Raw genomic sequence first — 13,015 nt, 5'->3', positions numbered from 1 at the left:
ACGCTGCGGACCCAGCACCGGGGAGCAGACTGGCGGGCGTGCCCACCCCACCCCGACTGAGCGACCTCTCCGGCCCGCGCGATGCCGACACCGCCACCCTGCGCTCTCGTGGTCGACGCTTCACCGAACTCCTCTCGATCGCCCGCCGCCACCACCTGGTGCCGTTCCGTCGTCTCGACTTCTCGCACGACCCGGCAACGTCGGACCTGCGTCGCGATCAGGCCGAGCACCTCCGCCGGGCCCTCGAGGAAGCCGGTGGCGGGTTCGTGAAGATGGGCCAACTGCTGTCCACCCGTGACGACCTGCTGCCCGAGGAGTGGACCGAGGGACTCGCCCACCTGCAGCGGAACGTCACGGCGGCACCGCCGGACGAGGTCCGTGCGCTCCTCGAGCAGGAGCTCGGCGCCCCGGTCGACCAGGTCTTCGCGACCTTCGACCCGGTGCCCGTCGCAGCGGCGTCCATCGCGCAGGTGCACCGCGCCCGGCTGCCCGACGGCACCGCGGTCGCCGTCAAGGTGCAGCGGCCGGGGATCGACGCCGCGGTGCGCCGCGACGTGGACATCGCACTGCGGGTCGTCCGGTTCATGGCCCGGTGGTCGACCGAGGCGCGACAGGTCGGGGTGCAGGACATCGCCGGCCAGTACGCGGACGACCTGATCCGGCAGGTCGACTTCGTCTCCGAGCTCCGGAACCTCACCGCGCTGCGTGCGGCCCAGGCCCGCAGCGCGCGTCCGGACGAGGTCCGGTTCCCGGACCCCTACCCGGACCTGTCCGGCCGGCGTGTGCTGGTGATGGAGTTCCTGGAGGGCGACACGCTCAGCGCGATCCGCGCCGAGCGTTCCGAGCGCGACCTCGACGCGCCGATGCGCGCGATCCTCCGCGCCTTCCTGCGCCAGGTCGTCTTCGACGGCCTGTACCACGCGGACCTGCACCCGGGGAACGTCCTGGTGCTGCCCGACGGGCGGCCCGCGTTGATCGACTTCGGATCGGTCGGGAGGCTCGACCCGGGTCTCCGGGACACGGTCCAGGACCTGTTGGCCGCGTACCTGCAGGACGACACGTCGCGGATCGCCGATGCGGTCCTGCGGATGGCGCCCGTGCGCGATGCGCACGACGAGCCCGACTTCCGTCGGGACATCGCCCGCTTCGTCGCGGACGAGCTCGGCCCGGGTGCGCGCATCGGCGTCGACACCGTGGACGACGCGGTCGAGGTCTTCGGGCGGTACCGGTTGAAGCCGCCGCCGGACTTCGTCGCCGCGGCGCGCGCCCTGGCCATCTTCGAGGGCACGCTCCGCACGCTCGCGCCGTCGTTCGACCTGCTCGAGGAGTCCCGCGGACTCGCCCGGGAGCAGATCACCGACCAGCTCCGACCGGGCAAGCTCCGCGACCTCGCGGCGAAGGAACTGCTCGGCGTCGTGTCGGCCGCCCGTCGGCTGCCCCGCCGGGTGGACCGCATCGGCGAGGCGATCGAGACCGGCCGGTTCACGGTGAACATCCGGCTCTTCGCGGACAGCCGCGACCGGCAGCTCGTGTCCGGGATGATCCGGCGCATCCTGCTCGTGCTGCTCGGTGCGGGGGCGGGGATCCTGGCGATCGTCTACCTGTCCTTGCCGGCACGACCGACGGCGGCCCTGTCCACCGGGGTCGCCGGCGGGTTGCTCGGGGGAGCGGCGGTCGTGCTGCTCGGCTGGGCGGCGATCGACGCCTGGCTCGCCCGACGGCGACGCTGAGCCCGGGCCCGGCGCCCGCCCGGGACCGGCGCGTCCGGCACGCACGCGCACCGCTCGGGTCGCCGGGCGGGCGTCCGCTACACTCGTCCGGGGCCGTCCGCGGCCCGAGGACACTTCACAACACGACCGAACGGGACACCGACGACTCATGGCCAGTACCACAGACATCAAGAACGGCGCCGTTCTCATCATCGACGGCCAGCTGTGGTCGGTCGTCGAGTTCCAGCACGTCAAGCCGGGCAAGGGCGGCGCGTTCGTCCGCACGAAGCTCAAGAACGTCGTCTCCGGCAAGGTCGTCGACCGCACGTTCAACGCCGGCGCGAAGATCGACACCGCCGTCGTCGACCGTCGTGACTACCAGTTCCTCTACGAGGACGGCGACTCCTACGTGTTCATGGACACCGACACGTACGACCAGATCCCGGTCTCCGCGACCGTGGTCGGCGACGCCAAGAACTACCTGCTCGAGTCCGCGATGGTCACCATCGCGATGAACGAGGGCAACCCGCTGTACGTCGAGCTCCCGACGTCGATCGTCACCGAGGTCGAGACCGAGCCGGGCCTGCAGGGTGACCGTTCCTCCGGTGGCACCAAGGACGCGACCATCATCGCGACCGGCCACCGCATCCAGGTCCCGCTCTACCTGGAGAGCGGCACCCTGGTGAAGATCGACACGCGCGACGGCAGCTTCCTCGGCCGCGTCAACTCCTAGGCGCTGACCGTATGAGTGCTCGTTCGAAGGCCCGCAAGCGCGCCCTCGACATGCTGTACGTCGCCGAGGTGCGCGAGCTGCCGATCGCGGACGTGCTCGCCACCGAGACGGTCCGGCACCTGGACCAGCCGGAGCGTGCCTCCAGCTGGGACTACGCCCGCCAGATCGTCACCGGTGTCGACGACGCCCGTCACGAGATCGACTCCGTCATCGTCGACCACGCCCAGGGCTGGTCGATCGCCAGGATGCCGGTCCTCGACCGCTGCATCCTGCGGATGGCCGTGTGGGAGCTCCGGTTCAACCCGGAGGTGCCCGACGCCGTCGCGATCGCCGAGGCGGTCGAGCTCGCGCAGTCGCTGTCCACCGAGGACTCCGCCGGCTTCGTCAACGGCGTGCTCGGGGCCGTCGCCGGCGGTCGTGCACCGTCCGGTCGGACGGTCGCAGGAGACCAGGAGTCCCGGTAGGGTTGACCACGTCAGCATCCTTTAATGCCGTCCAGTGAGGCGGGGAAGGGGGTCGACGTGGGAACCAGAACGGTCCTGCAACAGCCCGACATCACGCGTGCCCTGACACGCATCGCGCACGAGATCCTCGAAGCCAACCACGGGGGCTCGGACCTCGTGCTCCTCGGCATCCCGACCCGCGGCGCCGTCCTGGCGGAGCGCCTCGGCCGGATCCTGGCCGGCATCGAGCCGGAGTGGTCCTCGGCCGCCGGTGGCATCGGGACGGAGCGTGTCGGCACGCTCGACGTCACCATGCACCGCGACGACCTCGGCCACGGCATCGGCCGTGCGCCGCACCGGACGGTGATCCCCGCCGGCGGCATCGACGGCAAGGTCGTCGTGCTCGTCGACGACGTGCTGTACTCCGGTCGCACCGTCCGCGCCGCGCTCGACGCGCTGCAGGGCATCGGTCGGCCGCGTGCCGTCCGGCTCGCCGTGCTCGTCGACCGCGGCCACCGCGAGCTGCCAATCCGTGCCGACCACGTGGGCAAGAACCTGCCGACGGCGTCCGACGAGCGGGTCACGCTGCACCTGGCCGAGACCGACGGCGACGACACCGTGTTCATCGAGCAGGGGGTGGCGTGATGCGGCACCTGCTCTCCACCGCCGACCTGTCCCGCGACCAGGCCGTCCACATCCTCGACGTCGCCGAGGAGATGGCCGAGGTCAACACGCGCGAGGTCCGGAAGCTCCCGGCCCTGCGCGGCAAGACCGTGGTGAACCTGTTCTTCGAGGACTCCACGCGCACGCGCATCTCGTTCGAGGCCGCCGCGAAGCGCCTGTCCGCCGACGTCCTGAACTTCGCCGCGAAGGGCTCGAGCGTCTCGAAGGGCGAATCCCTGAAGGACACCGTGCAGACCCTCGGTGCGATGGGCATCGACGGCATCGTCATGCGCCACGGTGCATCGGGCGCCCCGCGGGTGCTCGCCGACGCCGACTGGATCGACGTGCCGGTGGTCAACGCCGGTGACGGCACCCACGAACACCCGACGCAGGCGCTGCTCGACGCCTTCACCATGCGTCGCCGCCTGCACGGCGCCGGCTCGCGCGGCCAGGGCCTCGACGGCGTGCGCGTCCTGATCATCGGCGACGTGCTGCACAGCCGGGTCGCGCGGTCGAACGCCTGGCTGCTCCGCACCCTCGGCGCGAGCGTGACCTTCGCCGCGCCGCCGACGCTGCTGCCCGCCACCCCGACCCCGTTCGGCGCCGCGGTGCACCACGACCTCGACACCGCCCTGGCCGAGGACGCGGACGTCGTCATGACGCTCCGCATCCAGCAGGAGCGGATGAACGACGCCTTCTTCCCGAACCCGCGCGAGTACACGCGGCACTGGGGCCTGACGGCGGCGCGCTTCGGGCGGCTGTCCGAGCGCACGCTGATCATGCACCCCGGCCCGATGAACCGCGGGCTCGAGATCGCCGGCGTCGCCGCCGACGACCCCCGTTCGACCGTCGTCGAGCAGGTCGAGAACGGCGTCTCGGTCCGGATGGCCGTCCTCTACCTCGCCCTGACGGGCAGTGCCGGAACCGGCACCGACGCGAAGGAGTCCGCCGCATGACCGCTCACCTGATCCGTGGCGCGCAGCTGGTCGACGGCTCGCGTGCCGACATCCGCCTGGAGGCCGGGCGCATCACCGCGGTCGGGTCCGGTCTCGACACGGCTGGCGCCACCACCGTGGACGCGGACGGCCTCATCGCCCTGCCCGGCCTCGTGGACCTCCACACGCACCTGCGCGAGCCCGGTCACGAGGAGTCCGAGACCGTCCTCACCGGCTCGCGTGCCGCGGCCGCCGGTGGCTTCACCGCCGTGAACGCCATGGCGAACTCGAGCCCCGTCGCCGACACCGCCGGGGTCGTCGAGCAGGTCCAGGCACTCGGCGACGACGCGGGCTACGTGACGGTCCGCCCGATCGGCGCCGTGTCGCAGGGGCTGCAGGGCACGCACCTGTCCGAGATCGGCGCGATGGCGACCTCGCGGGCGAAGGTCCGGGTGTTCTCGGACGACGGCTCCTGCGTGGCCGACCCGCTGCTCATGCGCCGCGCACTCGAGTACATCAAGGGCTTCGGCGGGGTGCTCGCGCAGCACGCCCAGGAGCCCCGGCTGACCATCGGTGCGCAGATGAACGAGGGCCGGCTGTCCTCGGAGCTCGGCCTCGCCGGATGGCCCGCCGTCGCGGAAGAGGCGATCATCGCCCGCGACGTCCTGCTCGCCGACCACGTCGGAGCACGTCTGCACGTCTGCCACGTCTCGACGGCCGGCAGCGTCGAGGTGATCCGGTGGGCGAAGTCCCGCGGCATCGACGTCACGGCCGAGGTCACCCCGCACCACCTCGTGCTCACCGAGGACCTCATCGCCGGCCACGACGGTGCGCCGGGCTACGACGCCCGTTACAAGGTGAACCCGCCGCTCCGCGCCCGCGAGGACGTCGAGGCGCTCCGCGCGGCCCTGGCCGACGGCACCATCGACATCGTCGCGACCGACCACGCACCGCACACCGCCGAGGCGAAGTGCTGCGAGTGGCCCGCCGCCGCCAACGGCATGGTCGGCCTCGAATCGGCGCTGAGCGTGGTGCAGTCCGCCGTGGTCGACGACGGCCGGCTCGACTGGGCCGACGTCGCCCGGGTGCTGTCCGAGGCGCCGGCGCGGATCGGCCAGGTCGAGGGGCACGGGCAGCGCATCGCCGAGGGAGCACCCGCCGAGATCACGCTCTACGACCCGTCGGCCAGCCGCGAGTTCGCGGTCACCGACCTCGCCGGGCAGTCGCAGAACTCGCCGTACCTCGGCATGACGCTGCCCGGCCGGGTCGTCGCCACCTTCCACCAGGGGTACGCGACGGTGCTCGACGGCCGCGTCGTCGACGCGGACACGATCGCGGCGCACGCCTCGGCGCTCCGGACAGGGGCGCGCGCATGAGCGGCGACGCGCAGCGATGGCTCCTCGGCGCGGTGATCCTGCTCGCGGTCGCCGCCCTGTTCGTCGCGATGGCGCGCACCTGGCGGACGCGGACCGGGAAGCAGGCGGAAGCCGTGCCTCCAGTCCGCGTGCCGGCCGACCTGGCACCGGCGGTCGGGTCGTGGGACGGGTTCACCGTCGCGACGACCCGCGCCGACCAGCCGTTGGAACGCATCACCGCAGGCGGCCTCGGGTTCCGCGGCCGCGGCGGGGTGACGGTCCACGCGACCGGCGTGGCGATGCGCCTCGCCGGTACCGACGACCGCTGGATCGCGCGCGACGCGGTCCGCGGCGCCGACCGCTCCACGTGGGCGATCGACCGAGTGGTCGAACCCGGGGGACTGGTCCGTCTGCGATGGACGGCGACCGGCGCCGCAGGTGCGACGGACCTGGACACCTACTTCCGGTTCCCGGAGGGCGACGCAGCCGCGCTGCACGCCCTGCAGGGACTGACCGAGACCGGGCCGCAGGCGACTGCGGCCGATGCTCCGCGAACCGCGGGCGAAGGGAAGAAAGCATGACACGCGAACGGGCCGTCCTGGTCCTCGAAGACGGCACCCGGTACGACGGCTGGGCCTACGGCGCCCGTGGGCGCACGCTCGGCGAGGTGGTCTTCGCGACCGGCATGACCGGCTACCAGGAGACGCTGACCGACCCCTCCTACGCCGGACAGATCGTGGTGCAGACCGCGCCGCACATCGGCAACACCGGGGTGAACGACGAGGACCCCGAGTCCCGTCGCATCTGGGTCGCCGGGTACGTGGTGCGCGACCCCAGCCGCGTGGTGTCGAACCACCGCGCGAACGCGACGCTCGACGACCACCTGGTGCGCGACGGCATCGTCGGCATCTCCGGCATCGACACCCGCGCACTCACTCGCCGCATCCGTGACGCCGGCGCCATGAAGGGCGGCGTCTTCAGCGGTGCGGACGCTGCACTGTCGGCCGAGTCGCAGCTGGACGCGGTCGTGTCGCAGGCGACGATGGCCGGCGCGAGCTTCTCGGCGGTCGTGTCCACCCCGGAGACCTACGTCGTCCCCGCCGTCGGCGAGCAGATCGGCACCCTGGCCGTGCTCGACCTCGGCGTGAAGGCCTCGACCACCCGGTACCTCGCGGCCCGCGGCTTCGAGGTGCACGTGGTGCCGCAGGACATCTCCGCTGCGGAGCTGGAAGCCCTCGCACCGGACGCCCTGTTCTACTCGAACGGCCCCGGCGACCCCGCCGCGTCGGACGCACAGGTGGAGCTGTTGCAGGACAGCCTGCGCACCGGCCGCCCGTTCTTCGGCATCTGCTTCGGCAACCAGCTGCTCGGCCGCGCGCTCGGCTTCGGCACCTACAAGCTGCCCTTCGGCCACCGCGGGATCAACCAGCCGGTGCTCGACACGACCACGGGCAAGGTCGAGATCACGAGCCAGAACCACGGCTTCGCGGTCGACGCGCCCCTCGGCGAGGTCCTCGAGTCCCCGGCCGGGTTCGGTCGGGTCGAGGTCTCGCACTACTCGCTGAACGACAACGTGGTCGAGGGCCTCCGCGCGCTCGACGTGCCGGCGTTCAGCGTGCAGTACCACCCCGAGGCCGCCGCCGGACCGCACGACAGCATGTACCTCTTCGACCGGTTCGCGGACATGGTGCGCGAGCGTCGCGACGGGGAGCCGCTCGACGCGGCCACCGCCGACGCCACGACCCCCGCAGCAGACATCACCAAGGAAGCGAACTGATGCCCAAGCGCGCAGACATCAACTCCGTCCTCGTCATCGGCTCCGGCCCGATCGTCATCGGTCAGGCCGCGGAGTTCGACTACTCCGGCACCCAGGCGTGCCGTGTCCTCCGGGCCGAGGGCGTCCGGGTCATCCTGGTCAACCCGAACCCGGCGACGATCATGACCGACCCCGACTTCGCCGACGCGACCTACATCGAGCCGATCACGAACGCGTCGCTCGAGGAGATCATCCGCATCGAGAAGCCGGACGCCGTCCTGCCGACCCTCGGCGGCCAGACGGCCCTGAACGCGGCCATCGCGCTCGACGAGGCCGGCATCCTCGACAAGCACGGCGTCGAGCTCATCGGCGCCAAGGTCGAGGCGATCCAGCGCGGCGAGGACCGCCAGCTCTTCAAGGAGCTCGTCCTCGAGTCCGGTGCTGACGTCGCCCGCAGCCACATCGCGCACACGTTGGAGGAAGCGAAGGAGTTCGCGAAGGACCTCGGGTACCCGCTGGTCGTCCGCCCGTCGTTCACCATGGGCGGCCTCGGCTCGGGCTTCGCCTACAACGAGGCCGAACTCGTCCGCTTCGTCGGCGACGGGCTGCAGTCCAGCCCGACGACCGAGGTCCTGCTCGAGGAGTCCATCCTCGGCTGGAAGGAGTACGAGCTCGAGCTGATGCGCGACAACTACGACAACACCGTCGTCATCTGCTCCATCGAGAACGTCGACCCGGTCGGCGTCCACACCGGTGACTCGATCACGGTCGCCCCCGCGCTGACCCTGACCGACCGCGAGTACCAGAACATGCGGAACATCGGCATCGACATCATCCGTCGCGTCGGCGTCGACACCGGTGGCTGCAACATCCAGTTCGCCGTCGACCCGTCCAACGGCCGCGTCATCGTCATCGAGATGAACCCCCGCGTGTCCCGCTCGTCGGCCCTCGCGTCGAAGGCCACGGGCTTCCCGATCGCCAAGATCGCCGCGAAGCTCGCCATCGGATACCGGCTCGACGAGATCGAGAACGACATCACGAAGGTCACCCCGGCGAGCTTCGAGCCGACGCTCGACTACGTGGTCGTGAAGACCCCGCGGTTCGCGTTCGAGAAGTTCCCGGCCGCCGACGCCACCCTGACCACGACGATGAAGAGCGTCGGCGAGGCGATGGCCATCGGCCGGAACTACGCGACGGCACTGCAGAAGTCGCTGCGCTCGCTCGAGAAGCGCGGGTCGAGCTTCCACTGGGACACCCCGGCGGCCGAGCTCGACAAGGACGCCCTGCTGACGAAGTCGTCGATCCCGACCGACGGCCGCATCGTCACGGTCCAGCAGGCCCTGGTCGCGGGTGCCACCGCGGACGAGGTCTTCGAGGCCACCAAGATCGACCCCTGGTTCATCGACCAGATCGTGCTCATCAACGAGGTCGCGGACGAGGTCCGGGCCGCCGAGACCCTCGACGCGGACACGATGCGCTGGGCGAAGGAGCACGGCTTCAGCGACACCCAGATCGCGAGCCTGCGCAGCACGGACGCGGCACCGGTCTCCGAGCAGCAGGTCCGTGACGAGCGGCACGCCCAGGGCATCCGACCGGTCTTCAAGACCGTGGACACCTGCGCCGGCGAGTTCCCCGCCCTGACGCCGTACCACTACTCGTCGTACGACACCGAGACCGAGATCACGCCGAGCGACCGCAAGAAGGTCGTCATCCTCGGCTCCGGCCCGAACCGCATCGGACAGGGCGTCGAGTTCGACTACTCGTGCGTGCACGCGTCCTTCGCGCTGAGCGCCGCCGGGTTCGAGACGATCATGATCAACTGCAACCCCGAGACCGTGTCGACCGACTACGACACCTCGGACCGCCTGTACTTCGAACCGCTGACGGCCGAGGACGTCCTCGAGGTCATCGAGGCCGAGGCCGCGTCCGGCGAACTCGTCGGCGTCGTCGTGCAGCTCGGTGGTCAGACCGCCCTCGGCCTGGCGAAGCCGCTCGAGGCCGCGGGCATCCCGATCCTCGGCACCAGCCCCACCGCGATCGACTCGGCCGAGGAGCGCGGGCAGTTCTCCGCCATCCTCGACGCCGCCGGCCTGCTCGCACCGCGGAACGGCACCGCCCACGACCTGGCGAGCGCTACCACGGTGGCCGAGGAGATCGGGTACCCCGTCCTCGTCCGCCCGTCGTTCGTGCTGGGCGGCCGCGGCATGGAGATCCTCTACGACTCCCCGTCGCTCGCGGACTACTTCGACCGGATGGCCGACCAGGCGATCATCGGCCCGGAGCTCCCGCTGCTGGTCGACCGGTTCCTGGACGACGCCGTGGAGATCGACGTCGACGCGCTCTTCGACGGCGAGCGGCTCTACATCGGCGGCATCATGGAGCACCTCGAAGAGGCCGGCATCCACTCCGGCGACTCGGCCTGCACCCTGCCCCCGGTCGGTCTCGGCCGCGCGGAGATCCAGGGCGTCGTCGACGCGACCGAGAAGATCGCCCGCGGCATCGGTGTGCAGGGCCTGCTCAACGTCCAGTTCGCCATCGGCGCCGGCGTGCTCTACGTCCTCGAGGCGAACCCGCGCGCCAGCCGCACCGTGCCCTTCGTCTCGAAGGCGCTCGGCATCCCGCTGGCCAAGGCCGCGTCCCGCATCATGACCGGCACCACGGTCGCCGAGCTCGTCGCCGAGGGCATGCTGCCCGAGCGTGACGGGGCGTTCGTCCCCGCACAGTCGCCGGTCGCCGTGAAGGAGGCCGTGCTGCCCTTCCGTCGCTTCCGCACCCGCGAAGGCCAGGTCGTCGACTCGGTGCTCAGCCCCGAGATGCGCTCCACCGGCGAGGTCATGGGCATCGACCGCGACTTCCCGCGGGCGTTCCTCAAGTCGCAGGACGCCGCGTACGGCGGCCTGCCGACCAGCGGCACGGTCTTCGTGAGCGTCGCCGACACCGACAAGCGCGCGATCGTGCTGCCGGTGCACCGCCTGCAGCAGCTCGGCTTCACGATCATCGCGACCGAGGGCACGGCGGAGATCCTCCGCCGCAACGGCATCGAGGTCGGGATCGTCGGCAAGTACAGCCAGGGCGGCGAGAGCGTCGTCGACCTGCTCGCCAGGGGCGAGGTCGACATCGTGATCAACACGCCGTCGGGTGCCGCCGGTCGTGCGGACGGGTACGAGATCCGTGCGGCCACGGTCGCGGCGGACAAGCCGCTGTTCACGACGATCGCGCAGATCGGGGCGGCCGTCGCGGCGATCGAGACGATCGGTTCGCCGCTCAACGTCCGCAGCCTGCAGGACTACGCGCTCGAGCGCGCGACCTGGTGACGGCTGCCAGCGTGGCAACGACCCGGTCGGGAGGCCCGGCCTCCTTCGGTGACCGCCTCGCGTCCGCCATGGGGGAGCGTTCACCGCTCTGCGTCGGGATCGACCCCCACGCCGCAACCCTGGCGGCGTGGGGGCTCGCCCGCGACGAGCAGGGCCTGACGGCGTTCGGCGCCACCCTGGTCGACGCGGCCGCCGGCCGCGCGGCGATCGTGAAGCCGCAGGTCGCCTTCTTCGAGGCGGCGGGGGTGGCGGGCTACCGTGCGCTCGACGCGACGATCCGTCGGGCACGCGACGCGGGCCTCCTGGTCGTCGCCGACGTGAAGCGGGGCGACATCGGGACCACCGGTGACGACTACGCGCTGGCGTGGCTCGACCGCGCCGGGCCGTTCGCGGCCGACGCGATGACGGTGTCGCCGTACCTCGGGTACGGCTCGCTCCGGGGCACGATCGACGTCGCGCGCCGGAACGGTGCCGGGGTCTTCGTACTCGCGGCGACGAGCAACCCCGAGGCGCGGGTGCTGCAGACCGCGGTGCTCGCGGAAGGACCGCGTACCGGCCGGACGGTCGCGGCCGGTATCGTCTTGGACGTGGCAGACGACAACCGGTCCGTGGGCGATCAGGCCCTCGGCGACGTCGGGCTCGTGCTCGGCGCGACCCTTCACCTCGACGACTTCGGCATCGACGCGGACGCGATCGGCACCGCGCCGGTCCTCGCACCGGGCTTCGGTGCCCAGGGCGCCCGCATCGAGGACCTCCGTGCGCTGTACGGCGCGCGTGCCGAGCAGGTGCTCGTGAGCGAGTCGCGCGGCCTGCTGACCGACGGTCCGGACGGCGTCTCGGCGCTCGTCACCGAGCGCGCCCACCGCATCCGCACCGCACTGGCGGCGGCAGCGTGACCGACGAGCACGAGGGCCTGCCCGCCCACCGGACCCCGCCAGAGGTGGACCGGGTCGCCGCGGCGAAGGCCGCGGTGGCCGCGCGACGCGCCCGGGCCGCGGTGAAGGCCGCGATCGCGTCGGGGGAGCGCTCGGCACTCGACGTCGCCCGTGCCGCGTGGGACGACTCGTTGGTCGAGACGACCTCGGCGGAACGCTCGCTCCGGGTCCGTGACCTGCTCGTCAGCCTGCCGGGGATCGGCCCCGCACGAGCCGAGGCGATCATGGGGACCCTGCGGATCGCCCCCTCGAAGCGCCTCGGTGGCCTGGGGACCCGGCAGCGGACCGCCCTGGCGGACTGGCTCGCCGCCCGCGGTCGCAAGCGTGGTGCCTCGAAGCTCGTCGTGCTCGCCGGACCCACCGCGGTCGGCAAGGGCACGGTCAGCGCGCACATCCGACAGCACTACCCGGACGTCAACCTCAGCGTCTCCGCCACCACCCGGAAGCCGCGCCCCGGCGAGGTCGACGGCGTGCACTACTACTTCGTGGACGACGACGAGTTCGACCGCATGATCCGCGACCGCGAGCTGCTCGAGTGGGCGACCGTCCACAACTCGTACCGGTACGGCACCCCGCGCCCGCCGATCGACCGCGCGCTCGACGCCGGCGAGAAGGTCATGCTCGAGATCGACCTGCAGGGGGCCCGGCAGGTCCGCGACGCCATGCCCGAGGCGGTGCTCGTGTTCCTGCTGCCCCCGACGTGGGAGGAACTGGTGCGCCGGCTCATCGGCCGCGGGACCGAATCCGCGGAGGAACAGGCGCGTCGTCTCGAGACCGCGAAGGTCGAGCTGGCCGCGCAGGACGAGTTCGACGTGCGGATCGTGAACTCCGATGTCGGCACCGCGGCACGTGAGGTCGTAGACTTGTTCTCTGCGCCCTGACGGGTGCACTGACTTCGAGGAGACACCATGGCCAACCCCCAGGGCATCATCGACCCGCCCATCGACGACCTGCTCAGCAAGGTCGAGTCGAAGTACGCGCTCGTCATCTTCGCGTCGAAGCGCGCCCGCCAGATCAACGACTACTACGCCGACCTGCACGAGGGCTCGCTCTTCGACAACGTCGGACCGCTCGTCGACTCGACGATCGACGACAAGCCGCTGTCCGTCGCGCTCCACGAGATCAACGAGGACAAGCTCACCGTCACCAAGCAGCAGCAGCCCACCGACTGA

Annotated in this window: 12 protein-coding genes; all 12 read left to right on the top strand. The window is 71.5% G+C overall.

Translation table 11 applies throughout. The features are described from left to right. The first annotated feature begins 38 nt into the window (after positions 1–38). The 12 genes from DEJ29_RS10110 (at position 39) to rpoZ (ending at position 13,015) form a co-directional block, all read left to right on the top strand. Positions 39–1,730, top strand: coding sequence for an ABC1 kinase family protein (locus DEJ29_RS10110; RefSeq protein WP_181438121.1), 1,692 nt, complete (start codon positions 39–41; stop codon positions 1,728–1,730). 148 nt (positions 1,731–1,878) lie between these two features. Beyond that, entirely contained in the window at positions 1,879–2,442 is a 564-nt protein-coding gene (efp, locus tag DEJ29_RS10105; protein ID WP_017887175.1) for an elongation factor P, read from the top strand. 11 nt (positions 2,443–2,453) lie between these two features. Then, positions 2,454–2,906, top strand: a complete 453-nt coding sequence (gene nusB / locus DEJ29_RS10100) for a transcription antitermination factor NusB (protein WP_027465744.1) — start codon at positions 2,454–2,456, stop codon at positions 2,904–2,906. 24 nt (positions 2,907–2,930) lie between these two features. After that, on the top strand, positions 2,931–3,530 hold the full coding sequence (gene pyrR, locus DEJ29_RS10095) for a bifunctional pyr operon transcriptional regulator/uracil phosphoribosyltransferase PyrR (protein WP_017887177.1): 600 nt from the start codon (positions 2,931–2,933) through the stop codon (positions 3,528–3,530). Beyond that, positions 3,530–4,504 carry an aspartate carbamoyltransferase catalytic subunit gene (locus DEJ29_RS10090; RefSeq protein ID WP_111094238.1) on the top strand — a complete coding sequence of 325 codons (975 nt, stop codon included), beginning with the start codon at positions 3,530–3,532 and terminating at the stop codon, positions 4,502–4,504. The genes pyrR and DEJ29_RS10090 overlap by 1 nt, the downstream gene beginning before the upstream one ends. Then, a complete protein-coding gene (locus DEJ29_RS10085; RefSeq protein ID WP_111094239.1) occupies positions 4,501–5,859 on the top strand; it encodes a dihydroorotase in 1,359 nt (452 codons plus the stop codon). The genes DEJ29_RS10090 and DEJ29_RS10085 overlap by 4 nt, the downstream gene beginning before the upstream one ends. After that, a complete protein-coding gene (locus tag DEJ29_RS10080) occupies positions 5,856–6,419 on the top strand; it encodes a PH-like domain-containing protein (RefSeq protein WP_111094240.1) in 564 nt (187 codons plus the stop codon). The genes DEJ29_RS10085 and DEJ29_RS10080 overlap by 4 nt, the downstream gene beginning before the upstream one ends. After that, a complete protein-coding gene (gene carA / locus DEJ29_RS10075; RefSeq protein WP_071403717.1) occupies positions 6,416–7,615 on the top strand; it encodes a glutamine-hydrolyzing carbamoyl-phosphate synthase small subunit in 1,200 nt (399 codons plus the stop codon). Before DEJ29_RS10080 ends, carA begins: the two co-directional genes overlap by 4 nt. Further along, the gene (gene carB, locus DEJ29_RS10070) at positions 7,615–10,908 is read left to right on the top strand and encodes a carbamoyl-phosphate synthase large subunit (RefSeq protein ID WP_111094241.1); all 3,294 of its coding nucleotides are present in this window, start codon (positions 7,615–7,617) and stop codon (positions 10,906–10,908) included. The genes carA and carB overlap by 1 nt, the downstream gene beginning before the upstream one ends. An 11-nt stretch (positions 10,909–10,919) precedes the next feature. After that, entirely contained in the window at positions 10,920–11,804 is an 885-nt protein-coding gene (pyrF, locus tag DEJ29_RS10065) for an orotidine-5'-phosphate decarboxylase (RefSeq protein WP_258375886.1), read from the top strand. Next, complete coding sequence (gmk, locus tag DEJ29_RS10060; protein WP_239001435.1) at positions 11,801–12,724, top strand: guanylate kinase; 924 nt, start codon at positions 11,801–11,803, stop codon at positions 12,722–12,724. Before pyrF ends, gmk begins: the two co-directional genes overlap by 4 nt. A gap of 27 nt (positions 12,725–12,751) precedes the next feature. Beyond that, entirely contained in the window at positions 12,752–13,015 is a 264-nt protein-coding gene (gene rpoZ, locus DEJ29_RS10055) for a DNA-directed RNA polymerase subunit omega (protein WP_017887186.1), read from the top strand.

Origin of the sequence: Curtobacterium sp. MCPF17_021, assembly GCF_003234605.2 — a bacterium.
In the GTDB taxonomy this organism is placed as follows: domain Bacteria; phylum Actinomycetota; class Actinomycetes; order Actinomycetales; family Microbacteriaceae; genus Curtobacterium; species Curtobacterium flaccumfaciens.
The sequence above is the reverse complement of the archived record's forward strand: the minus strand, read 5'-3'. Positions and strand labels throughout refer to the sequence as shown.